Annotated in this window: 23 protein-coding genes; 15 read left to right on the top strand and 8 right to left on the bottom strand. The window is 69.0% G+C overall.

What is annotated here, in order from left to right:
• Both KEC56_RS12165 and KEC56_RS14075 read left to right on the top strand, forming a co-directional pair.
• Positions 1-1158, top strand: coding sequence for an exonuclease SbcCD subunit D (locus KEC56_RS12165; RefSeq protein WP_227531155.1), 1158 nt, complete (start codon positions 1-3; stop codon positions 1156-1158).
• Positions 1158-4133: an AAA family ATPase gene (locus KEC56_RS14075; protein WP_227531154.1), complete on the top strand. Its 2976-nt coding sequence runs from the start codon at positions 1158-1160 to the stop codon at positions 4131-4133. The genes KEC56_RS12165 and KEC56_RS14075 overlap by 1 nt, the downstream gene beginning before the upstream one ends.
• 41 nt (positions 4134-4174) lie before the next feature.
• On the opposite strand, the gene KEC56_RS12155 is transcribed toward KEC56_RS14075, so the two are convergent.
• Positions 4175-5125, bottom strand: coding sequence for an aldo/keto reductase (locus KEC56_RS12155; RefSeq protein ID WP_227531153.1), 951 nt, complete (start codon positions 5123-5125; stop codon positions 4175-4177).
• Positions 5126-5234: 109 nt separating this feature from the next.
• Between KEC56_RS12155 and nadE the strand changes: the two genes are divergently transcribed.
• Both nadE and KEC56_RS12145 read left to right on the top strand, forming a co-directional pair.
• Positions 5235-6053, top strand: a complete 819-nt coding sequence (gene nadE, locus KEC56_RS12150; RefSeq protein WP_227531152.1) for an NAD(+) synthase — start codon at positions 5235-5237, stop codon at positions 6051-6053.
• Between the two features lie 38 nt (positions 6054-6091).
• Positions 6092-9559: a TM0106 family RecB-like putative nuclease gene (locus KEC56_RS12145; protein WP_227531151.1), complete on the top strand. Its 3468-nt coding sequence runs from the start codon at positions 6092-6094 to the stop codon at positions 9557-9559.
• 106 nt (positions 9560-9665) lie between these two features.
• Here KEC56_RS12145 and upp read toward each other — a convergent pair whose 3' ends face one another.
• Complete coding sequence (gene upp / locus KEC56_RS12140; protein WP_227531150.1) at positions 9666-10298, bottom strand: uracil phosphoribosyltransferase; 633 nt, start codon at positions 10296-10298, stop codon at positions 9666-9668.
• Positions 10299-10364: 66 nt separating this feature from the next.
• Here upp and tadA point away from each other — a divergent pair, with 66 nt between their 5' ends.
• Entirely contained in the window at positions 10365-10796 is a 432-nt protein-coding gene (gene tadA, locus KEC56_RS12135) for a tRNA adenosine(34) deaminase TadA (RefSeq protein WP_227531186.1), read from the top strand.
• Between the two features lie 52 nt (positions 10797-10848).
• Here tadA and KEC56_RS12130 read toward each other — a convergent pair whose 3' ends face one another.
• Complete coding sequence (locus KEC56_RS12130; protein WP_227531149.1) at positions 10849-11160, bottom strand: cation transporter dimerization domain-containing protein; 312 nt, start codon at positions 11158-11160, stop codon at positions 10849-10851.
• 79 nt (positions 11161-11239) lie between these two features.
• Between KEC56_RS12130 and proC the strand changes: the two genes are divergently transcribed.
• Entirely contained in the window at positions 11240-12079 is an 840-nt protein-coding gene (gene proC / locus KEC56_RS12125) for a pyrroline-5-carboxylate reductase (protein ID WP_227531148.1), read from the top strand.
• 236 nt (positions 12080-12315) lie between these two features.
• Here proC and KEC56_RS12120 read toward each other — a convergent pair whose 3' ends face one another.
• A complete protein-coding gene (locus KEC56_RS12120) occupies positions 12316-12987 on the bottom strand; it encodes a potassium channel family protein (protein ID WP_227531147.1) in 672 nt (223 codons plus the stop codon).
• The gene (locus tag KEC56_RS12115) at positions 12980-14341 is read right to left on the bottom strand and encodes a TrkH family potassium uptake protein (RefSeq protein WP_227531185.1); all 1362 of its coding nucleotides are present in this window, start codon (positions 14339-14341) and stop codon (positions 12980-12982) included. The genes KEC56_RS12120 and KEC56_RS12115 overlap by 8 nt, the downstream gene beginning before the upstream one ends.
• A 163-nt stretch (positions 14342-14504) precedes the next feature.
• Between KEC56_RS12115 and KEC56_RS12110 the strand changes: the two genes are divergently transcribed.
• From KEC56_RS12110 to KEC56_RS12070, 9 genes are all read left to right on the top strand, one after another.
• Positions 14505-14921, top strand: coding sequence for an ArsR/SmtB family transcription factor (locus tag KEC56_RS12110; RefSeq protein WP_175988402.1), 417 nt, complete (start codon positions 14505-14507; stop codon positions 14919-14921).
• A gap of 126 nt (positions 14922-15047) precedes the next feature.
• Positions 15048-15239 (top strand): helix-turn-helix domain-containing protein, encoded by a 192-nt coding sequence (locus tag KEC56_RS12105; protein ID WP_175988400.1) that lies wholly within the window; start codon positions 15048-15050, stop codon positions 15237-15239.
• A gap of 137 nt (positions 15240-15376) precedes the next feature.
• The gene (locus KEC56_RS12100) at positions 15377-15475 is read left to right on the top strand and encodes a 30S ribosomal protein bS22 (RefSeq protein ID WP_003792170.1); all 99 of its coding nucleotides are present in this window, start codon (positions 15377-15379) and stop codon (positions 15473-15475) included.
• Positions 15476-15571: 96 nt separating this feature from the next.
• A complete protein-coding gene (locus KEC56_RS12095) occupies positions 15572-15874 on the top strand; it encodes a rhodanese-like domain-containing protein (RefSeq protein ID WP_175988398.1) in 303 nt (100 codons plus the stop codon).
• On the top strand, positions 15871-16128 hold the full coding sequence (locus KEC56_RS12090; protein ID WP_175988396.1) for a glutaredoxin family protein: 258 nt from the start codon (positions 15871-15873) through the stop codon (positions 16126-16128). The genes KEC56_RS12095 and KEC56_RS12090 overlap by 4 nt, the downstream gene beginning before the upstream one ends.
• Positions 16125-16424, top strand: coding sequence for a Dabb family protein (locus KEC56_RS12085; RefSeq protein ID WP_227531146.1), 300 nt, complete (start codon positions 16125-16127; stop codon positions 16422-16424). The genes KEC56_RS12090 and KEC56_RS12085 overlap by 4 nt, the downstream gene beginning before the upstream one ends.
• A 123-nt stretch (positions 16425-16547) precedes the next feature.
• Complete coding sequence (locus KEC56_RS12080) at positions 16548-17369, top strand: transporter substrate-binding domain-containing protein (RefSeq protein ID WP_175988392.1); 822 nt, start codon at positions 16548-16550, stop codon at positions 17367-17369.
• 36 nt (positions 17370-17405) lie between these two features.
• Positions 17406-18203, top strand: coding sequence for an amino acid ABC transporter permease (locus tag KEC56_RS12075; RefSeq protein WP_227531145.1), 798 nt, complete (start codon positions 17406-17408; stop codon positions 18201-18203).
• Positions 18200-18955: an amino acid ABC transporter ATP-binding protein gene (locus tag KEC56_RS12070; protein ID WP_227531144.1), complete on the top strand. Its 756-nt coding sequence runs from the start codon at positions 18200-18202 to the stop codon at positions 18953-18955. Before KEC56_RS12075 ends, KEC56_RS12070 begins: the two co-directional genes overlap by 4 nt.
• 126 nt (positions 18956-19081) lie before the next feature.
• Here KEC56_RS12070 and KEC56_RS12065 read toward each other — a convergent pair whose 3' ends face one another.
• From KEC56_RS12065 to KEC56_RS12055, 3 genes are read right to left on the bottom strand one after another with little or no spacing between them, the layout of a single operon-like run.
• A complete protein-coding gene (locus tag KEC56_RS12065; protein ID WP_227531143.1) occupies positions 19082-20167 on the bottom strand; it encodes an ABC transporter ATP-binding protein in 1086 nt (361 codons plus the stop codon).
• A complete protein-coding gene (locus KEC56_RS12060; protein ID WP_175988384.1) occupies positions 20164-20958 on the bottom strand; it encodes an ABC transporter permease in 795 nt (264 codons plus the stop codon). Before KEC56_RS12060 ends, KEC56_RS12065 begins: the two co-directional genes overlap by 4 nt.
• Positions 20955-21872: an ABC transporter permease gene (locus KEC56_RS12055; RefSeq protein WP_227531142.1), complete on the bottom strand. Its 918-nt coding sequence runs from the start codon at positions 21870-21872 to the stop codon at positions 20955-20957. The genes KEC56_RS12060 and KEC56_RS12055 overlap by 4 nt, the downstream gene beginning before the upstream one ends.
• Positions 21873-21876 lie beyond the last annotated feature (4 nt).

The following is a 21876-nucleotide window of genomic DNA, read 5'->3' as shown; positions in this document are numbered from 1 at the left end:
ATGCGAATCCTGCACACCTCCGACTGGCACATCGGCCGCACCTTCCATGGCAACTCGACCATGGATGCGCTGGCCGAGGTGCTCGCAGCGCTGGTGCAGCAGGTGCGCGACCAGGCGGTGGATGTCGTGATCGTCGCCGGCGACGTGTTCGACTCGGCGACGCCGGCCGGGCCCGCATACACCCTGCTCGGCGACACGCTCGCAGCGCTCCACGACACCGGCGCTCGTGTGATCGTCACGAGCGGCAACCACGATTCGGCCGCGCGGCTCGGGTTCCAGGCCCGGTTGCTGCGCGACGGCATCCATGTGATCACCGACCCGCTCCACGCCGGCACTCCCGTGACGATCGACGACGCCGACGGTCCGGTGCACTTCTACGGCATCCCGTACCTCGAGCCGGCGATCGTCCGTCAACACTGGGACGGCGTCGCGCTCAAGACGCAGGCGCAGACCATGGCGCACGCGATGAACCTCGTGCGCGCCGGCATGGCCGAGCACAGCGGCCGGTCGGTCGCGATCGCGCATTGCTTCGCCGCCGGGGTGGATGCCACGGCCGGACTCGAGCGCGAGGTGCGCCAGGGCGGTCTCGACGTCGTTCCGCTCGAGGTCTTCGACGGCCCCGATTACGTCGCGCTCGGCCACATTCACGGGCGCCAGAAGCTCAGCGAACGGGTTCGCTATGCCGGCGCCCCGCTGCACTACAGTTTCGGCGAGCAGCACAAGCAGCGCGGATCCTGGCTCATCGACCTCGACGCGTCGGGGCTGGCCTCTGCCGAGTGGCTCGAGCTGCCCGTCCCGCGCCGCCTGGTGACGCTCACCGGCACCCTCGACGAGATCCTCTCCGCCGAGAACGTTGCGGCGCATGCCGACGACTGGGTGTGCGCGGTCTACAGCGACGCGCTGCCGCAGGCCGAGCCGATGCGCCGTCTCAAGGAGCGCTTCCCGCACTGCGCGATGGTGCAGCACGCCCCGGCAGGTAGTACTGGCGACCAGGTCGAGCACTCGTATGCCGCGCGGCTGAAAACGGCTGTGACCGACACCGAGCGCATCGAGGCCTTCCTCGTGCACGTGCGCGCGGGGCAGGGGCCGACCGAGCGCGAGAGCGAACTCATCCGCGAGGTGCTCGATGAGCGCGTCATCGCGGAGGCTCTCGTCTAGTGCGCCTCCACCGTCTCGAGATCGAGGGTTTCGGGCCCTTCCTCGCCCGACAGATCGTCGACTTCGACGCGTTCGCCGACGACGGCATCTTCCTTATCGCGGGGCGCACCGGTGCAGGCAAGTCCAGCATCCTGGACGCCGTCTGCTTCGCCCTCTACGGATCCGTCCCGCGCTACGAGGGCGGCGACAAGCGCCTGCGCAGCGACCACTGCGAACCCGACGACCGCAGTGAGGTCGTCGTCGAGTTCAGCACGGGTGCCGGGCGGTATCGGGTGACGCGATCGCCCGAGTACCTGCGCCCGGCGAAGCGGGGTGGCGGGCTCACGAAGCAGAACTCCGCCGTGCAACTGGATGCCTTCATCGACGGGGGCTGGGTCACTCTCGCCGCGAAGGAGAAGCGCGTCGCCGATGAGCTGGACGGGATCGTCCAGCTCAGCCGTGAACAGTTCCTGCAGGTGATCCTGCTGGCGCAGAACAGGTTCGCCCGGTTCCTGCTCGCCGACAGCAAGGAGCGACAGGCATTGCTGCGGCGGCTCTTCGGCACCGAGCGCTTCGAAGACGTGCAGGCGCGGTTCGACGAGCGCAGGCGAGCATCCGAGAACGCGCTGGCCGGGGCCTCTGCGCGGGTGGACGCCCGGATCGACGAGGCCGAGCGTGTCGTCACGGACGGCGAGCTGTGGGGCGATGCAGGGACTGCCCCGGAGTCGGTGGCGACGGCGGAGCGGATCGAGGCGCTGCGGGCGGCCCTCGGCCGCGCCGAGTATCGGGTGGAGCGCCGGACAGCGGAGCGCGATGACGCCGAAAAGGCGCTTCAGAAGGCGGAGTCCGCGCTGACAGCCGTTCGCGAGGATCGCGCGGCCCAGCAGGAGCGCGATCGTGCGCGAGATGCTCTGGCGCAGCTCGATGCCGAGCAGCCCGCGATCGATGAGGCCCGCCGCGCGTTGGACCGCGCGCGGGCGGCCGAAGCGCTGAGAGCGACGATCGCTGCGGCGAGTCGGGCGGAGTCCGCGCGCGATGCCGCCGTGGTCGCGGAGAGCGCGGCGCGCGCTGCGTGGGACGCGACGGGAGCCGAACTCGACGAGGTCTCAGCGGAGACGCTCGAGGCCTGGGCGGCCGAGCGTACGCGCGAGAGCGGAGCCTGGGCGCGAGCGGCCGAGCTCGAAGGCGGCCGAACGGCGCTGCGTGCCGAGATCGAGGGCGCCGAGATCGTCGTCGAAGCGGCGACGGCGCGCGTGGCGGAGGGCGACGAGCAGCGCACAGCGCTTCCCGAACGGTTGGCCGAGCTCACCGCGCAGCGCGACCGGGCCAGGCGCAGCGCCGACCGCACCGACGATCTCGCCCGAGCGCTGGCATCCGCCGGAGCTCGCCGTGATGCCGCCGCCGAGGCTGCACGGATCATCGGTGAGCTCGAGTCGGCCGATCGAGAACTGGCCGAGGCGAGCACCGTTCTCGCCGAGGCCCAGACCGCGCTCGCCCAGCTGCGCCGCAGACGCCTGGACGGCTTCGCCGGCGAGCTGGCGACCGCGCTCGTCGCCGGAGAGCCCTGCTCGGTGTGCGGATCGACCGAGCACCCTGCGCCCGCCGTGCACACCGACCCGGTATCAGCCGAGGATGTCGAGCGCGCGGAGCGCGAGCGGGATGCTGCGCAGACGGCCGAGCGCGCGGCCCAGACGCGCAGTGCCGAGCTGACCTCGAGGCTCTCCGCGGCGGTGGCGATCGCCGACGGGCTCGGCGTCGATGCCGCGGAGTCCGAGGTCGCCGCGGCCGGCGACGCCCACGAGGCGGCCGTCGCCGCGGGGGCCGAGCTCGCGGCGCTGGACGAGCAGATCGCGCAGGCGACAGCCGCGACATCGGCCCTCGCGCAGGAGCGCGAGGACGCGGCGGCGGCCCTGGCCGCTGCCCGTGAGGCGCTGGCGCTGCTCGCGCAGCGCGAGCAGGACGCGGCGACGCAGATCGCCGACGCACGCGGTGCCTTCGAGACGGTGGCCGAGCGCATCGCGCACGTCGGCGGGCAGGCGTCGGCCGCGCGCACGCTCGCATCGGCGCTGACCGAGCGCGCGCGGATCGAGCAGGAGTTCGCCGAGGCGAAGAGCGAACAGGATTCCGCGCTCACCGCCTCCGATTTCGATGATGCGACCGCGGCGCGAACGGCGATGCGCTCCGCAGCCGAGCAGGAAGCTCTGGACGCACGCATCCAGGCGCACCGGGTGCAGTGCGAGAAGGAGCGTGCACTGCTGCTGCCGCTCGAGATGCGCACGCTGCCGGAGGAGACGATCGACCTCGCGCCGGCTGAGCACGCCGCCGCCGATGCGCGTTCTGCGTGGAAGACGGCGACGGATGCCGCCGGCCGCGTCGAGGCGATGACCGATCAGCTGCGCAGGCTCATCGACTCCGCGGCCTCCGAGCACGCCCGGAGCGCCGAGCAGCAGGCCGATCACGAGGTGCTCCGCGGACTCGCCGACACCGTCGCCGGCCGCGCGGGCAACACGCACAAGATGAGCCTCGAGACGTTCGTGCTCGCAGCGGAGCTCGAAGAGATCGTGGATGCCGCGAACCGTCGGCTGTCCGACATGTCGACCGGCCGGTATCAGCTGCAGCACTCCGACGCGCTTGCATCGCGCGGGGCGGCATCGGGCCTCGGCATCGTCGTGTTCGACGCGTTCACCGGGCAGACGCGCCCCGCGCAGTCGCTCTCGGGCGGAGAGACGTTCCTCAGTTCGCTCGCCCTCGCGCTCGGGCTCGCCGAGGTCGTCACGGCGCGGGCCGGCGGCATCCAGCTCGACACCCTGTTCATCGACGAGGGGTTCGGGTCGCTGGACGCGGACACGCTCGAGGTCGCGATGCGCACTCTCGACGAGCTGCGCTCAGGCGGCCGCACGGTCGGCGTGATCAGTCACGTCGAGTCGATGCAGGAGCAGATCCCCGCACAGGTCGTCGTCGAGCAGACCCCCGCGGGGCCGAGTCGCATCCGCTGAGCCGGCTTCGACTCCTCGCCGGCGCTCGACCGCCCCGGCGCTCAGGCGTTCGCCGGGCTCCAGGCCGAGACGGCATCCAGGCTGCGAACCTCGTCCGACGACAGCTCGAGCCGCGTGCTCGCCAGCAGATCCGCGACCTGCTCGACCCGCGACGCGCTCGCGATCGGAGCCGCGACGGTCGGCTGCGCCCGCAGCCAGGCCAGCGCCACCGAGGCGATGGACGCGTCGTGCCTGCCCGCGATCTCCTCGAGCTCATCGATGATCTTCAGCCCGTGCTGGGTCGCGTACTTGGCCGCGCCGCCGGCGCGGGGCGATGAGCCCGCCGCATCCGTCGACCGGTACTTTCCGGTGAGGAATCCGCTCGCCAGTGCGTAGTACGGCACGAGGCTCATGTCGAAGTCTTCGGCGACGGGGATGATGCTCTCCTCGACGTCATTGCGGTGCACGAGGTTGTAGTGCGGCTGAACCGCGACCGGCAGGGGGATCCCGGCATCCTGTGAGATGGAGACCCATTCGCGGATGCGCTCGGCGGAGTAGTTCGACACCGCGATGTTGCGCACGAGACCGGCGGAGACGAGCTCGCCGAACGCCGTGACGGTCTCTTCGAGCGGGGTCGAGGCATCGTCGAAGTGCGCGTAGTACAGGTCGATGGCGTCGACGCCGAGGCGCTTCAGCGACGCCTCGGCGGCAGCTCGCACATTCGCGGCCGACAGGCCGGGGAACTCGGGGTGCGTGCTGACCTTCGTGGCGATGGTCAGGCCGCTCGGCCTGCGTGCCGCGAGCCATTCGCCGATGATGCGCTCGCTCTCGCCGCCGTGGTTGCCGGGCACCCAGTGGCTGTAGCCGTCGGCGGTGTCGATGAAGTCGCCCCCGCCGGCCGTGAACGCGTCAAGGATCGCGAACGACGTGTCGCGATCGGCGGTCCACCCGAACACGTTCCCGCCAAGGGCGAGGGGGAGGACATCGAGGTCGCTGCGGCCGAGCTGGGTCATGATTCTCTCTTTCATCGGGAGGACGGTCCTGTGGTGACAAGCACGGCGCCTGCGACGGTATTCCCGCCGCGTCATACCCGCGTAACGCATGCAGGACGATACTGGAGGCATGACGCTTCAGCAGGAGATCGCCCAGACCCTCGGGGTGAAGCCCCAGATCGACCCGGCCGCCGAGGTCGAACGCCGCGTGACGTTCCTCGTCGACTATCTCGACAAGACCGGAGCGAGAGGGTTCGTGCTCGGAATCTCGGGCGGCCAGGACTCCACGCTCGCCGGACGCCTCGCGCAGCTTGCCGTAGAGCGGGTCCGCGACGGCGGCGGCACTGCCGACTTCATCGCGGTCCGCCTGCCGTACAAGGTGCAGCACGACGCGGATGACGCCGCTGCCGCCCTCGAGTTCATCGCGGCGGATCGGGTCGTCGAGGTGAACATCCAGGGCGGCGTCGACGGTGTCGAGACCGACATCGAGCATGCCGCCGGCGCGACGATCTCGGACTTCAACCGCGGCAACATCAAGGCCCGCATCCGCATGGTCACCCAGTACGCGCTCGCGGGGCACGATGCGCACCTCGTCATCGGCACCGATCACGCCGCCGAGGCCGTGACCGGTTTCTACACGAAGTTCGGCGACGGCGCGGCCGACATCCTGCCGCTGTCGGGGCTGAACAAGCGCCAGGGCAAGCAGCTGCTGCAGACGCTCGATGCGCCGGAGCGGCTGTGGAAGAAGGTTCCGACCGCCGACCTTCTCGACGACCAGCCCGGTCGCGCCGACGAGGACGAACTCGGCCTCACGTACGAGCAGATCGATGACTATCTCGAAGGCCGCCCGGTGGATGCCGAGGCTGCCGCCCGCATCGAGCAGAAGTACCGCGCCACGGAGCACAAGCGCCACCTGCCGGTCACCCCGGCCGACGACTGGTGGCGCTGAGCGCCGGGGGTGTCTGAGCCCCCGGCTACGCTCGAAGCATGCGGATCGACACCCAGGCGCAGCGCGTCATCTGGAGCGCGAGCGACCTGAAGGCCGCCGCCGAATGCGAGTTCGCCTGGGCGCGCGCGATCGACGCCAAGCTCGGCCGCGTTCCCGCTGTGGAGGAGCCCGAGGATGCCACGTTGAAGCGCGCGGCGAAACTCGGCGACGCGCATGAGGTGAAGGTCCTCGAGGCGTACCGAGAGCAGCTCGGAGCAGATGCGGTGCACGAGGTGGCGAAGGTCAACTCCTCCGATCCCGAGGCTCTGACTGCTGTGGTCGACGAAACGCGCGAGGCGCTGCGGTCGGATGCCCGCCTCGTGTTCCAGGCGGCGTTCGCGACCGACGAGTTCGTCGGATTCGCCGATTTCCTGCTGCGCGACGACGACGGCCGGTGGCGGGTGCAGGACTCCAAGCTCGCCCGGACGGCGCGGGTCACCGCACTCATGCAGCTGGCGGCATACGTCGACCAGCTCGACGGTCTCGGCATCCCGCGATCCGACCAGGTCGATCTCATCCTCGGCGACGGAACGGTCAGCACGCACGACGTCGACGACCTCCTGCCGCTCTTCCACGTGCGCCGATCGCGTCTGCGAACGCTGATCGCCGATCGTGATGTGGCAGCAGGCGCCGCGGGCACGCCGCTCGCCTGGGGCGATGAGCGCGGCGACATCGGTCTCGTCGCGTGCGGGCGCTGCGAGACGTGCACGCAGCAGGTGGATGCCGCACGCGATCTCCTCATGGTCGCGCGGATGCGACCGGTGCAGCGCACGCGCCTCCGCGACGCCGGCATCGAGACGATCGATCAGCTCGCCGCGGCGACCGAAGCCCCCGTCGGAATGAACATCGACACCTTCGAGTCGCTCCGTTCCCAGGCCCGGCTGCAGCTGCGCGCCGAGGCCGACGACGCCCCCTCCTACGACGTCTACCACCCCGCGGCGATCCACACGCTGCCCCGCCCGAGCCGCGGCGACATCTTCTTCGACTTCGAGGGCGACCCCCTCTACACCGAGCCCGCCGCGGACGGCCATGCGCAGTGGGGCATCGACTACCTCTTCGGCTGGGTCGACAACGACGACCAGTACACACCGCTGTGGGCGCACACCTTCGCCGACGAGAAAGCAGCGCTCGAGCAGTTCCTCGACTTCGTGCACGCCCGCAGAGCCGCCCATCCCGACATGCACATCTACCACTACGCGCCGTACGAGACCTCGCATCTCAGTGCGATGGCCGCGCGGCACGGGGTCCGGGAGGGCGATGTCGACAAGCTCTTGCGCGAGGGCGTCTTCGTCGATTTGTACCCGCTCGTGCTGCGCACCGTGCGGGTCGGCTCGCGGTCGTACTCGATCAAGAAGCTCGAGCCGCTCTACATGGGCGAAGACGTGCGCACCAGCGACGTGCAGAAAGGCGACGACTCGATCGTGCAGTACGTCGCAGCGCGCCAGCTCGCCGCCGCCGGCGAGGCAGCCGATGCCGACGCCGTGCTCGCCGATCTCGCCGACTACAACCGCTACGACTGCGTCTCCACGCGCCGCCTGCGCAACTGGCTGATCGAGATCGCCCGCGACAAGGGCGTGAACCCGGCGCCGCCCGATGTCGCCGACGAGGTCGTCTACGAGCCGTCGCCGAGGTCGGTCGCGCTGCTGGCCGACGCCGCAGAAGACGTCGAGCGCGGGGGAGACGGCGAAGCCCATCGCGTGGCTGCGGCCGCGATCGACTACTACCCGCGCGAGTCGGCGATCTTCTGGCGGGCGCACTTCCAGCGGCTGCGCGAACCGGTGTCGATGTGGGATCAGACCCGCGACGTCGTCCGCGTGGACGCCGCGGCCTCGGCGGTGCGCCGCGACTGGAGCATCGAAGAGGGTCGGCGCGTCATGTCGCGCGAAATCGAGGTCCGCGGCGAGGTCTCACCGGGGACGACTCTCGGCGAGGGCGCCGAGCCATTCGCGCTGTACCCGTTCCCCGCACCCTTCGTGGTCGATGCGCCGTCACGGGCCGTCCACGTGCCGCATATCGTGCGCATCACCGAGGTCACAGAAGACGGCTACGTCGTGACCGAGAACGCGGTGGACGGGCAGACCTGGGACGAGCTGCCCCTCGCGCTCACCCCGGCAGCGCCTCCCCGGGTCGTCTCCCTGCAGGGCGCGATCGACGAGTGGGCGGATTCCGTGCACCAGGCGGCGCCCGAGTTCCCGGCGGATGCGGCAACCGATATCCTGCGCCGTGTGCCGCCGCGCACCGCGTCGGGCACAGGGCTCCCGGCGCGCGGAGCCGACGTGATCGATGCGATCGTCCGCGCCGTCCGAGATCTCGATCGCAGCTACGTCGCCGTGCAGGGGCCGCCCGGCACCGGCAAGACCTACACCGGGTCGCACGTCATCGCCCGGCTCGTGAACGAGTACGGGTTCCGCATCGGCGTCGTCGCGCAGTCGCATGCCATCATCGAGACGCTGCTCGAGCGCGTCGTCGCCGCCGGCGTGCCGGCGGGTCAGGTCGCGAAGAGCCCGAAGGAGAAGGGGAGCGATCCCGCGTACACGCCGATCCCCAAGACGGGCATGGCGGCCTTCCTCGCCGAGCGCGAGGGGCAGGGCGTCGTGGTCGGCGGCACCGCGTGGGACTTCAGCAACACGACCCGGGTCGAGCGCGGAGGCCTCGATCTCATCGTCATCGACGAGGCCGGTCAGTTCTCGCTCGCCTCGACCATCGCGGTCGCGGCCGGGGCGAAGCGATTGCTTCTGCTCGGTGACCCGCAGCAGCTGCCGCAGGTGAGCCAGGGCGCGCACCCCGAGCCGGTCGACACCTCGGCGCTCGGCTGGGTCATGGACGGCGACTCCGTCGTCCGGCCCGAGTACGGCTACTTCCTCGACCACAGCTGGCGGATGCATCCCGCCGTCGCCGAGCCCGTCTCACGGCTCTCGTACGCGGGGCAGCTGGAGTCGGCATCCGGAACCGAGCTGCGGGCGATCGACGGGATCCGTCCCGGGCTCCATCTGGCGCCGCTCCGTCACCGCGGGAACGCGACCCAGTCGCCGGAAGAGGCGGACGAGGTCGTGCGGATCGTCCGCGACCTGATCGGGCGCGCGTTCTCCGAGCCCGACGCCGGCACCAGGCCGCTGACGGAGGCGGACATCATCGTCGTCGCGCCGTACAACGCGCAGAAGCAGCTCGTCCACGACGCGTTGACCGCCGCCGGATTCGGCGACGTGCCCGTCGGGACGGTCGACAACTTCCAGGGCAAGGAGGCCGTCGTCTCGATCACGACGCTCGCGGCATCCAGCGGTCGCGATGCGCCGCGCGGGCCGGAGTTCCTGCTGCTGCAGAACCGGCTCAACGTCGCCATCTCGCGCGCGCAGGTCGCGGCGTTCCTCATCTACTCGCCTGCGCTGCTCGATGACCTCCCGCGGACGCCGGAGGGCGTGACCAGGCTCAGCGCCTTCGCGCGTCTCGTCGGCGCGGATCGAGGTTGAGCCGCCGCTCCCGGATCAGGACGAGTGATCGAGATCAGGAAGGTCTATCCGAATCGTCCTGCTCTCGGGCACTGTTCCTGACCTCGGCGCGGCTGAGCGGGAGAGGTCAGACCGTGCCGTACAGGCGGTCCCCGGCGTCGCCGAGGCCGGGGACGATGTAGCGGTGCTCGTTCAGCCCCTCGTCCAGCGCGCCGAGCACGATCGTGACGTCGCGGTCGCCGACGAGCTTCTCGATCGCCTCGAGGCCCTCCGGCGTGCCGAGCAGGCAGATCGCGGTGACGTCCTTCGCGCCGCGGTCGAAGAAGAACTGGATCGCCGCGGCGAGCGAGCCGCCGGTGGCGAGCATCGGGTCGATCGCGAAGCACTGGCGGTCGCTGAGGTCGTCGGGCAGCCGCTCGGCGTAGGTGGTCGGCTCGAACGTGGTCTCATCGCGCACCATGCCGAGGAAGCCGACTTCGGCGGTCGGGAGCAGCTTGACCATGCCCTCGAGCATGCCGAGGCCCGCACGCAGGATCGGCACGACGATCGGACGCGGCTCGGAGATCTTCACGCCCGTCGTCTTGGTGACCGGCGTCTGGATCTCGATCGGGGTCACCTTGACGTTGCGCGTCGCCTCGTACGCGAGCAGGGTGACGAGTTCCTCGGTCAGCTGCCGGAAGACCGGAGACGGGGTGCGCTCGTCGCGCAGCACGGTCAGCTTGTGGGTGATGAGCGGATGGTCGGCGACGTGAACACGCATAGACATAGGGTAATGCGCGCGGGGTCCGGATACGCTCGGAACATGCGCCAGGCACACACCGACGGGATGCTGCGCGCGCTCGCGCTCGCTGAGGAAGCGGCAACGGCGGGAGAGGTGCCGGTCGGGGCGGTACTGCTCGATGCCTCCGGTGCGATCATCGGCGAGGGGCGCAACACCCGCGAGCAGACGCACGACCCGACCGGTCACGCCGAGGTCGTGGCGATGCGGCAGGCCGCGGCGTCCATCTCGTCCTGGAACCTCGAGGGCTGCACGCTCGTCGTCACGCTCGAGCCGTGCGTGATGTGCGCGGGGGCGATCCTGCAGGCGCGCGTGGGACGCGTCGTCTTCGGCGCGTGGGACGAGAAGGCCGGGGCTGCGGGGTCGATGTACGACGTGCTGCGCGACCGTCGTCTTCCGTACCGCGCGGAGGTCGTCGGCGGGGTCTCGGAAGATGCGTCGACCGCGCTGCTGCGCGACTTCTTCGAGCAGCGCCGCTGAGGCGGCCGGGCGATCGCGGAGCCTGTCGATGCGCCCGGTGGGCAGCGGCCGGTCAGTCCTCGGACTTCAGCACGAAGACATCCGTCGACGGCTCGGGGTCGAGCGACGGGCGGTAGATGTCCGGCTGGATGTACAGCGAGCCCACGGCAGGCACCGTCGTCCGGATCTGCTGCTCGATCTCGCCGATCACGTCCGCGACGTCGCGGACGGTCTTCTCCGCAGGCAGGGCGATCTTGACCGCGACGAGGAGCTTGTCGCCCTCGACCGTGTACGTCTTCAGGCTGATGAGCTTCTCGACATCGGCGCATCCGAGGATCGCGTCCATGATGAGGTCGAGGTCGTGTTTGCTGGCAGATCCGCTCATGCCGCGAGTCTAGTTCGGGCCCCTGTGATCCGCTGGGGTCCTCATCGGCGCTGTCGCATCCCGAGCATAGGATGGCCGCATGCATGAAGCGCTTCCGTCCCTCGCGTTCCTCGGTGCCGGATCGATGGGAGGCGCCATCCTGCACGGCGTCGTCGCGTCGGGCATCCCGGTCGACGGGGGCATCATCGCGACCAACCGCACGGCCGAGAAGGCCGCGACGCTCCAGGGGCTCGAGAACGTCACGGCCGTCGCGCTGGAGAGCGAGCCGAACGGCAACACGGATGCCGCGGCATCCGCCCGTGTCATTCTCGTCGGCGTGAAGCCGTACATGGTGCCCGATCTGTTGCGAGAGATCGCGCCCGTCCTCCGGGACGACGCCATCGTCGTGAGCCTCGCCGCCGGTGTCACGCTCGCCACATTCGCAGAGAACCTCGGCGAGGGTGCCAGGGTCATCCGGTCGATGCCGAACACCCCCTCGACTGTGGGCAAGGGGGTGACCGGACTCGCCGCCGGAGGTGCCGTGACCGCCGATGACGTCGCGCTCGTTCGGCGGCTGTTCGAACTCGTCGGCGCCGTCGTCGAGGTTCCGGAGGAGAAGATCGACGCCCTCTCGACGATCTCAGGCTCCGGCCCGGCGTACGTCTTCCTGCTCATCGAGGAACTCACCAAGGCCGCGATCGCCAAGGGCTTCGACGAGACCGACGCCCGGCTCATGGCCGAGCAGACCTTCATCGGCGCGACCGCGCTGCTCGCGGCATCCGGAGAGGAGCCCGCCGAGCTCCGACGGCGCGTGACGAGCCCGAAGGGGACGACCGAGCGGGCGATCGCGGTCCTGCAGGATGCGAATCTCGACGACGTATTCACCCGGGCGACGGATGCCGCACTCGCCCGCGCCAAGGAGATGGCTGCGGGGAAGTAGCGGCTTCGACCCGTCGCTGCGCTCCGCGCTCAGCCCGTTTCCTCTGCGCGCTTCGCGCTCCGCTCAACGCCCCGCAACCGGAACCACGGGTCGCTGAGCGAGCGCAGCGAGTCGCAGCCGGGTCAGGCGGCGTACCCAATCCGCTCGAGCAGCGCCGTGCGAAACTCCTCAGGGCGCTCGAGGTGCGGCGAGTGTCCGACGCCCTCGAACTCGACCTCGGCCACGTCTCGACGCGGTCAGCGGTCCAGCGCCGCGAATCGTTCGATGTCGCTGTTCGTACCCGACACGATGATGAGGTCGTGGTTGGTGACGACGGTGTTCGCCTCGGCGTAGCGGAACGGCTTGCCGGGGCTCTTCACGCCCACGACCGTGACCTTGTACTTGCTCCGCACACCGGACTCGTTCAGGCTCACGCCCCGGATGAACTTCGGCGGGTACATCTTCGCGAGCACGAAGTCGTCGTCGAAGCGGATGAAGTCCAGCATCCGACCGCTCACGAGGTGCGCGACGCGCTCGCCGGCCTCCCGCTCGGGGTAGATGACGTGGTTCGCGCCGACCCGGGCGAGGATCTTGCCATGCGACTGCGAGACGGCCTTCGCCCAGATCTGCGGGACCTTGAGGTCGACGAGGTTCGCGGTGATGAGGACGGATGCCTCGATGAGCGAGCCGACCGCCACGACCGCGACCTGGAAGTCCTGCGCGCCGATCTGCTTGAGAGCGTCGATGTTGCGGGCGTCGCCCTGGACCGTGTGCGTGACGCGGTCGGACCACTTCTGCACGAGCTCGAGGTTCTCGTCCATGGCGAGCACCTCCCGGTCGAGCCTGTCCAGCTCGCCGGCGCACGCGGCGCCGAAGCGTCCGAGTCCGATGACCAGCACCGGGGCATCGCTGCGGAGACCTTCAACCAACGATCGGCCTTTCGACGGGCAGCGAGTAGAGCTGCGTTCTCGTCGTCGCGGCGACCGCCGCGGCGAGTGTCACTGTACCAACGCGCCCCATGAAGATGGTCAGCGCCATGACGTACACGGCAGGATCGGGCAGGCTCTGGGTGAGGCCTGTGCTCAGGCCCACCGTGCCGAAAGCCGAGATGACGTCGAAGAGCACGTCCTCGGTCGAGGCCTTGGTGATCTGCCCGATGATGATCGTCGACAGGGCGACGATCGTCGCGCCCCAGGCGACGACGCTGAGGGCGACGCGCTGCACGTCGCTGGGGATGCGGCGTCCGAACGCGTTCACCGACTGGCGTCCGCGCGCCTCGGACCACACGGCGATCGCGAGCACGGCGAGAGTGGTCACCTTGATGCCGCCCGCCGTCGAGGCCGAGCCGCCTCCGACGAACATGAGCATCGAGATCGCGAGCTTGGACGAGCCGTTCAGATCGGCGATCTCGACCGTGCTGAACCCGCCGGATCTCGTCATCGCCGAGAGGAAGACGGACTGGAACGTCGTGTCGACGGCATCCATCGACCCGAAGGTCTTCGGGTTGTCGAACTCGAGGACCACGAACACCGCTGCGCCCAGGACGAGCAGAATCGCCGTCGTGATGAGCGTGAGCTTGGAGTGCAGTGACCAGCGCTTGACGTGATAGTGGTGCTTGAGCAGCGTGTAGATGACGGGGAATCCGATGCTGCCGAGGAACACCCCGATCATCAGCATCGTGAGCACGAAGTAGTCGTCGACGAACTCGACGACGCCGGTCGCGTTAGGCGCGAAGCCGGTGTTCGTGAACGCCATCGCCGAGTAGTACGGCGCCTCCCAGAGGGCCGTCAGCGGATGGATGCCTGCCATCACGAGGCCCGGATACAGCAGGGCCGCGACGACGAGCTCGATGACGATGAGCGACATCGCGACGGTCATCAGCAGCTGGCCGACCTCGCCCAGCCGGACGGTCTGTCCTTCGTTGACGACGCCGCCGTGCGCACGCAGCGGGTTGCTGTCGCCTGCTGCGAGGAGCTTGGCGCGCAGGCCGAGCTTCTTCGAGATCACCAGGCCCAGGACCGAGGCGAGGGTCAGCACGCCCATGCCGCCGATGTTCACCCCGAGGAAGATGAGCACATGGCCGAACGGTGACCAGTGCTCGGCCATGTCGACCGTGGCGAGGCCGGTCACGCAGATCGTCGAGACCGCGGTGAACAGTGCGTCGCCCAGCGGGGTGACCGTCCCGGATGCCGATGCGATCGGCAGTGAGAACAGCGCGGTGAACAGGAGGATCAGCGTCGCGAAGATGAGGATCGCGAACCGCGACGGCGAGGATGTGATGATCCGCCTGGAGAGGTGCCAGAAGTCGAATGCTCGCTTGCGGGACGACGTCGACCAGCCGATGCTCGACACGCACGCCTCCCCGATTCATCCGGTCGCTCGGCGCGAAGGTCACGCCGAGTCTTCGTCATGGTACTCCCGGCGCGGGGCGACTAACCTGAACTTCATGACGGACATCTTCGACGTGATCGCAGACGGAACGAGGCGCGACATCCTCCAGCTTCTGCTGCGGCGGTCGACGGAGGGGGATGCCGGTACCAGCGTCTCGCAGATCGTCAGCGACCTGGGCATCAGCCAGCCCACCGTCTCGAAGCACCTCAAGGTGCTGCGCGATGCCGAGCTCGTCAGTGTCCGCGAGGACGGACAGCGCCGCTTCTACAGCATCGAGGTCGAACCGCTCGAGACCGTCGACGACTGGCTGGTACCGTTCCTCGTCGATGCTTTCGGCGAGTCCGCGCCCGACATCGACCTCTCCACGATGCCGTTGCCCGACGGTGCCGCGCACGCGGCCGAGGTGGTCGGCCGCGCCGCGGCATCCGCGAAGCACGTCGTCGCGTCGGCGCTCAAGCGGCTCGGCGCCTGAGCGCGGCAGCGCAGAGCGCGCTGAAGAGAAATGCACAGCAGTCACATAGACAACATTCGTCCCGCAGGTTTACACGGGCCACGTCTTCCCCATAGAGTTGGGCATCACCAGAAAGGGGTACGTGGGATGCCCGATGTTCCAGAGGTCCGGTTCCTCACCGTCGCCGAGGTGGCGGAGATCATGCGCGTGTCGAAGATGACCGTCTACCGGCTCGTGCACTCCGGCGATCTGCCAGCGATCCGCTTCGGCCGCAGCTACCGCGTTCCTGAGACCGCGGTGACCGAGGCGCTCCAGCGTCCGATCTCCGACGTCGGCTGACGCCGTCGGAGCCGGGTCTGCGCTCGGTGTGCATCGCGCAGCCGCGCGTTTGCTAAACTGATCCGAGGCATTTTTCCGTGCCCGTACCCGGGTGTCCGATTTCAGCGACGCCCAGCCCCTGACGTAGTGAGGTTTCCGTGGGTTCAGTCATCAAGAAGCGCCGTAAGCGCATGGCGAAGAAGAAGCACCGCAAGCTGCTTCGCAAGACTCGCCACCAGCGCCGCAACAAGAAGTAAGCGGCCAGAGCACCGAGCGCCTGTCTTCGGACGGGCGCTTCGTGTCTGTGCGCGCGAATCAGGGCGGCCAGAGCCGTCCCCGTCGATCGAGGAGCTATGAAGTCCATCACCATCGCCGATCTCGATGACCGCGAGAACACTCCGCTCATCGATGTGCGCGAGCGCGACGAATTCGCCGCCGGCCATGTCCCCGGCGCCGTCAACATCCCCATGTCCGAGATCGGCAACCGGCTCGATGAGCTCCCCGCCGAGGCGTTCGACGTGATCTGCCAGGCAGGCGGACGCTCGGCCCGTGTCGTTCAGGCACTGGAGGAACGCGGCTACGACGCGACCAACGTCGAGGGCGGCACAGGGGAGTGGATCGCCGCCGGCAAGCCGGTCGAGAAGCCCTCGGCGTGACCACGATCACGGTCATCGGCCGCCAGGGCTGCCACCTCTGCCCGACGGCGCTCGGTATCGTCGAACAGGTCGTCGCGGGCCTCCCCGATGACATCGGAGGCGACATCGAGATCGTCGAGCGCTCGATCGAGGACGACCCCGCCCTCTACGAGCGGTGGTGGGAGAAGATCCCCGTCGTGCTGATCGACGATCAGGTGCACGCGTACTGGCGGGTGTCCGCCGACAAATTGCGTCAGGAACTGGAGAAGGCATGATCCGCCACGTCGTCATATGGAAGCTCGCGAGCGAGGATGCCGTCGAGCGCGGTGCGCAGGCCGCAGAGGTCGCCCGCAGGCTCAACGCGCTGGACGGTGTCGTGCCGCAGCTGCGCGCGATCTCGGCCGGTGCGAACGCGATCTACCCCGAGTCGAACTGGGACGTCACCGTCGTCGCCGACTTCGATTCCGTCGACGACCTCGAGCAGTACAAGGTGCATCCGGCCCATGAGGAGGTCGTGGCCTACGCCCGCTCCGTCGTGGCATCCCGAGTCGCCGTCGACTTCGAGATCTGAACGATCTGCCGGGTTGCGAAACGCAAACGTAACTCACAAAGGTGGGGTTTCGCGACCGCTCCGTGTCAGGATGATCTGCATACCCGTCCGCGGGCCTCACGGCCCCGTCAGTCAGGAGCGGTCATGACCCGTCGCCGTCACCTCGTCCTCGGCCTCGCCTTCGCGGCGACCGCCGCGCTCACCCTCGCCGGCTGCGCCAGCAGCGGCAACGATGCCGGCGGCGACGCCCCGGAGTCCACCGGAGACGACTACGGACTCGTCGAGGCGGGCACGCTCACGATCTGCTCCGACATCCCGTATGCACCCTTCGAGTTCGAGGGCGGCGACAACGGCACCGGCTACACCGGTTTCGACATCGACCTGCTCGACGCGATCGCGAAGAAGCTAGACCTGAAGCTCGCCGTGCAGGACGTGGGCTTCGACGCGTTGCAGTCGGGCACCACCCTCGCCTCCGGTACCTGCGACCTCGGCGCGTCCGCCATGACGATCACCGACGAGCGCAAGGCGAACATCGACTTCTCCGACCCGTACTACGACTCGCTGCAGTCGCTGCTGGTCCCCGCCGACTCGGACATCAAGTCCATCGACGACCTCGACGGCAAGATCGTCGGCGTGCAGCAGGGCACCACCGGTGAGGCGTACGCGACGGAGAACGCGCCCGGAGCGGAGCTGCTGCAGCTCCCGTCCGACGGCGAGCTGTGGCCGGCGATCCAGGCCGGCACCATCGACGCGATCCTGCAGGACCAGCCGGTCAACATCGAGCACGAGAAGGCCGACCCGAACTACACGATCGTCGAGGAGTACGACACGGGCGAGTCCTACGGTTTCGCCTTCGCCAAGGGTGAGAAGACCGCTCTGCTCGACGCCGTCAACGGCGCTCTGCAGGAGCTCCGCGACAGCGGCGACTACGACACGATCTACGACTCCTACTTCTCCGCCAACTGAGTTCGCGGAGGACGGTAGGCCGGGAGGACCTTGGCAATGGCGTTGAGGCGCACTCAGAAGCAGAAGCTGTACCGCTACACGGTGTACGCGATACTCATCGCGCTCCTCGTGTGGGGTGTCGTGACGGCCGACTGGGCGCGCCTCGGCCCGCTGTTCTTCAACCCCGAGGTCGCGTTGAAGATGCTCCCGGGCATCATCACCACGGGCCTGGTGAACACCCTGTGGTTCACGGTCGTCGCGTTCGTCGGCGGTCTGCTGCTGGGCGTCCTGCTGGCGCTGATGAAGCTGTCGGTGATCGCACCGTTCCGGTGGATCGCGACGGTGTGGATCGAGCTGTTCCGCGGTCTGCCGGCGCTGCTGACGATCTTCGCGATCGCGTACATCCTGCCGATCGCCATCGGCGTCCGCAATCAGGATCTCGGCGGCCCGGTGGTGCTCGGGCTCGTCGGTCTCATCCTCGTCGCCTCGGCCTACATGGCGGAGACGATCCGGGCGGGCCTGCAGGCCGTGCCGAAGGGGCAGACCGAGGCGGCCCGGTCACTGGGCATGTCCCCGATGAAGACGACGTTCTGGATCGTGATCCCGCAGGGCTTCCGCATCATCATCCCGCCGCTGACGAACGAGTTCGTCCTGCTGCTGAAGGACACCTCGCTGCTGTTCATTGCCGGAAGCTTCATCTGGTCGAAGGAGCTCACCACCTTCGCCCGTGACGCGACGACGCAGAACGGCAACGGCACGCCGCTGATCATGGCGGCGCTGCTGTACCTGATCGTGACGATCCCCCTCACGCGCTTCAGCGCGTGGCTCGAGCGACGAATGGCGAGGCAGCGATGAGCACCGACCTGATCGACGTCCACGCCCCGGCCATCGAGGTCCGCGGGCTGGTGAAGAGCTTCGGCGACAACGAGGTGCTCAAGGGCATCGATCTCACAGTCACCGCCGGCGAGGTCGTCTGCGTGATCGGACCGTCGGGCTCGGGCAAGTCGACGCTGCTGCGTTCGGTGAACAGGCTCGAAGAGCCCACTGGCGGCAGCATCCTCATCGAGGGCATCGACATCACCGACGAGGACGTCGACATCGACCGGGTGCGCACTCGCATCGGCATGGTGTTCCAGAGCTTCAACCTGTTCCCGCACCTCAGCGTGCTCGACAATCTCACGCTCGCGCAGCGGCGGGTGAAGAAGCGCTCGAAGGCGGAGTCGGAGAAGGTCGCGCACGAGATGCTCGGCCGCGTCGGGCTCAGCGAGAAGGCATCCGCTTTCCCAGGGCACCTGTCTGGCGGGCAGCAGCAGCGCGTCGCGATCGCGCGCGCACTGTGCATGAACCCCGACATGATGCTGTTCGACGAGCCCACGTCGGCGCTCGACCCCGAACTCGTCGGCGAGGTGCTGCAGGTGATGCGGTCCCTGGCGGACGAGGGCATGACCATGCTCGTCGTCACGCACGAGATGGGCTTCGCCCGCGAGGTCGGCAGTCGCCTGATCTTCATGGACGGCGGGCACATCGTCGAAGAGGGCGATCCGCGTCAGGTGCTCGCGAACCCGCAGCATCCGCGCACGCAGGACTTCCTCTCGCGCGTGCTCTAGCCCTCGGCATCCCCGCGCAGCTCCCCGCGGCACCCCACGCTCATCCCGCGAGACGGGGTTTGCGGCACGAGACGAGAGCTGGTGGCCCGGGTCTCATGCTGCAAACCCCGTCTCGAGGTGACGACGTCAGCCCCGTGGGCGGACGGCGACGGGCACGGGATCGACGGCGAGCCAGACGCGGTCGCCGAAGGCTGGATGCTCGTGCGCATCGTGCTGCACGCGGACGAGGTCGCCGGCATCCGTCTTGACGAGCGTGCGGCGGATGCTGCCGAGAAACGTGCTCTCCTCGACGACGCCGCCGGTCGCGGCATCCGCTTCACCGGTGAACCGCAGGTTCTCGGGGCGCAGGTGCACGTCGACCTCGCCGTTCGCGGCCGTGTTCGTCGGCAGCGTTCGGCCCCACACCGACACCGTCTCGCCGGATGCGACCCCGGAGACGAGGCTGGACAGCCCGACGAAGGCCGCGACGTGCGCGGTCGCCGGGCGCAGGTACAGCTCTTCCGGCGTGTCGATCTGGTCGATGCGTCCCGCGTTCATCACCGCGATCCGGTCGGACACGGCCAGCGCCTCCTCCTGGTCGTGCGTGACGAAGACGGTCGTGATGCCCAGGCGCAGCTGGATGCGGCGGATCTCGTCGCGCAACTGCACGCGGACCTTCGCGTCCAGCGCTGAGAGCGGTTCGTCGAGCAGCAGCACCCGCGGCTCCGTGACCAGAGCACGGGCGAGCGCCACGCGCTGCTGCTGCCCACCGGAGAGCTGGTGCGGGAAGCGATCGGCGAAGCCCTCGAGGCCCACGAGGGCGAGTGCGTCCAGCGCCTTCTTGCCCGCGGCCGTCTTGCCGACGCCCCGTCGGCGCAGCCCGAACGCCGTGTTGTCGGCGACGCTCAGGTGCGGGAAGAGCGAGTACGCCTGGAAGACCATGCCGATGTCGCGCTTGTTGGTGGGTACCCGCGAGACGTCCTTACCGCCGAGCAGCACAGCGCCGCCGTCGGCGTTCTCGAGCCCGGCCAGCACGCGCAGCGCCGTCGTCTTGCCGCACCCGGACGGCCCCAGCAGCGAGACGAACTCGCCCGGCGCGATGTCGAGGTCGACACCGTGCAGCACGCGGTTCGAGCCGTAGCTCTTCTCGATGCCCTGGAACTGCACGCGTGTGCCCTCGCCGGCTTCGGAGAGAAGCTGGTTGTCCTTCGTGGCGGGGAGCGGCATGGTCATGACGAGGCCTTTCGGTTGCCGCGTGCGGCGCGGCCGATGAGGAGCAGGAGCAGGAAGCAGAACAGCAGCGCGAGCAGCGTGAAGATCGCAGGTGCGTACGGGTCCTGCTTGCCGACGACGACCATCGCCGTCTGGAACACCTGACGGTTCAGGAGCGATGCGATCGTGAACTCGCCGAGCACGACGGCGATCGAGATGAGGGATGCCGACAGCAGACCCTGACGCAGGTTGGGGGCGAGCACCTTCCACACGACCGTCGGCCAGTTCGATCCGAGGGACCGAGCCGCCTCCGAAAGCGTGCGCAGGTCGGCCGCATCGATCGACGCCTGGATCGACCGGTACGCGAACGGCAGCACGGTGACCCCGTAGGCGAAGGCGAGCGTCCAGGTTCCGGTGCCGAGCGCGCGGCTGATCTGCAGGTAGATGGGCGACAGCCCGACCACCAGCACGATCGCCGGGATGGAGATCGGCAGGAGGGCGGTGAACTCGAACACCGGCTTGAGCTTCGGGAACCGCAGGTTCACGAGGATCATGGTGGGCGCGAGCAGCAGCAGGACGATCGCGACCGTGACCAGGGCCAGCACGAGCGAGTTCCCGAGCCCCGTCCAGATCGGCTTGATCGCCGCGGATGCAGCGGGGTCGAGCAGGGCCGCCCAGCGCTCGAACGACATTCCGCCGTCCCGGGTGCGCAGCGTGTACAGGAACGTCGAGATCAGCGGGATCGCGAAGAACGCGCCGATGAGGATGCCGATGATCCAGCGCGTCGCGCGCGAAGGGGCGAGCCGGTTCATGACTGCCACCTCGCAGCCCGCCGCTGGATCAGCGAATACAGCGCCATGACGACTCCGACGACGATGATCATGCCGAGCGCGAGGGCGCCGGCGAGGTTCGCGTGCCCGAGGACCGTCTCGCTCGTGAGGGCGGCACGGATCTGCAGCGGCACGATCTGCGACCCCTGGCTGATCAGCGCGGCCGCTGTCGCATAGGACGAGAAGGCGTTGGCGAACAGCAGCAGCAGGCTGGCGAGGAACGACGGGGCGAGGATTGGGATGCCGATGCGAGTCCAGAATCCGAGCCGGGTGCCGCCGAGGGTGAGGTTGGCCTCGGACCACTGGGGCTTGAGCGCCGCGAGTGCGGGCATGAAGGTGATCACCATGAGCGGCACCTGGAAGTAGATGTAGGGGAAGATCAGACCGGGCACTTCGTAGAGCCACACGCCGTTCTCGAAGATGTCGACGCCGAACGAGTCGCGCAGCAGCACGGTGATGACGCCCTGGGAGCCGATCGTCGCGATGAAGGCGAAGGCGAGCATGACGCCGCCGAACTGCGCGAGAACGCCGGCGACGGCATCCACGGTCTGGCGCACCGCACCCTGCGGGTTCATGCCGAGCATCGCGTAGCAGACGAGGGCGCCGGCGACGGCGCCGACGACGGCCGTGAGCAGCGAGACCCAGGCGGAGTTCGCGAAGGTGTTCAGGACGACCGGATCGCCGAGGGCGGCGACGTTCGACCAGGTGAAGGCGCCGTCCGCGTCGAAGAAGCCGGAGCCGATCGCGAGGATCGTCGGCACGGCCAGGAACAGCAGCACGTAGGCGCTGAAGGGCACGAGTCCCAGCCATGCCCACGACATGCCGGACCGCCGGGCCGTCTGCGACGGCCCGGCGGTGGTGGGGGCGGATGCCGCGGCATCCACCCCCGTGGTCATCGTG

This window comes from Microbacterium tenebrionis, assembly GCF_020682665.1.
Taxonomy (GTDB): domain Bacteria; phylum Actinomycetota; class Actinomycetes; order Actinomycetales; family Microbacteriaceae; genus Microbacterium; species Microbacterium tenebrionis.
The sequence above is the reverse complement of the archived record's forward strand: the minus strand, read 5'-3'. Positions and strand labels throughout refer to the sequence as shown.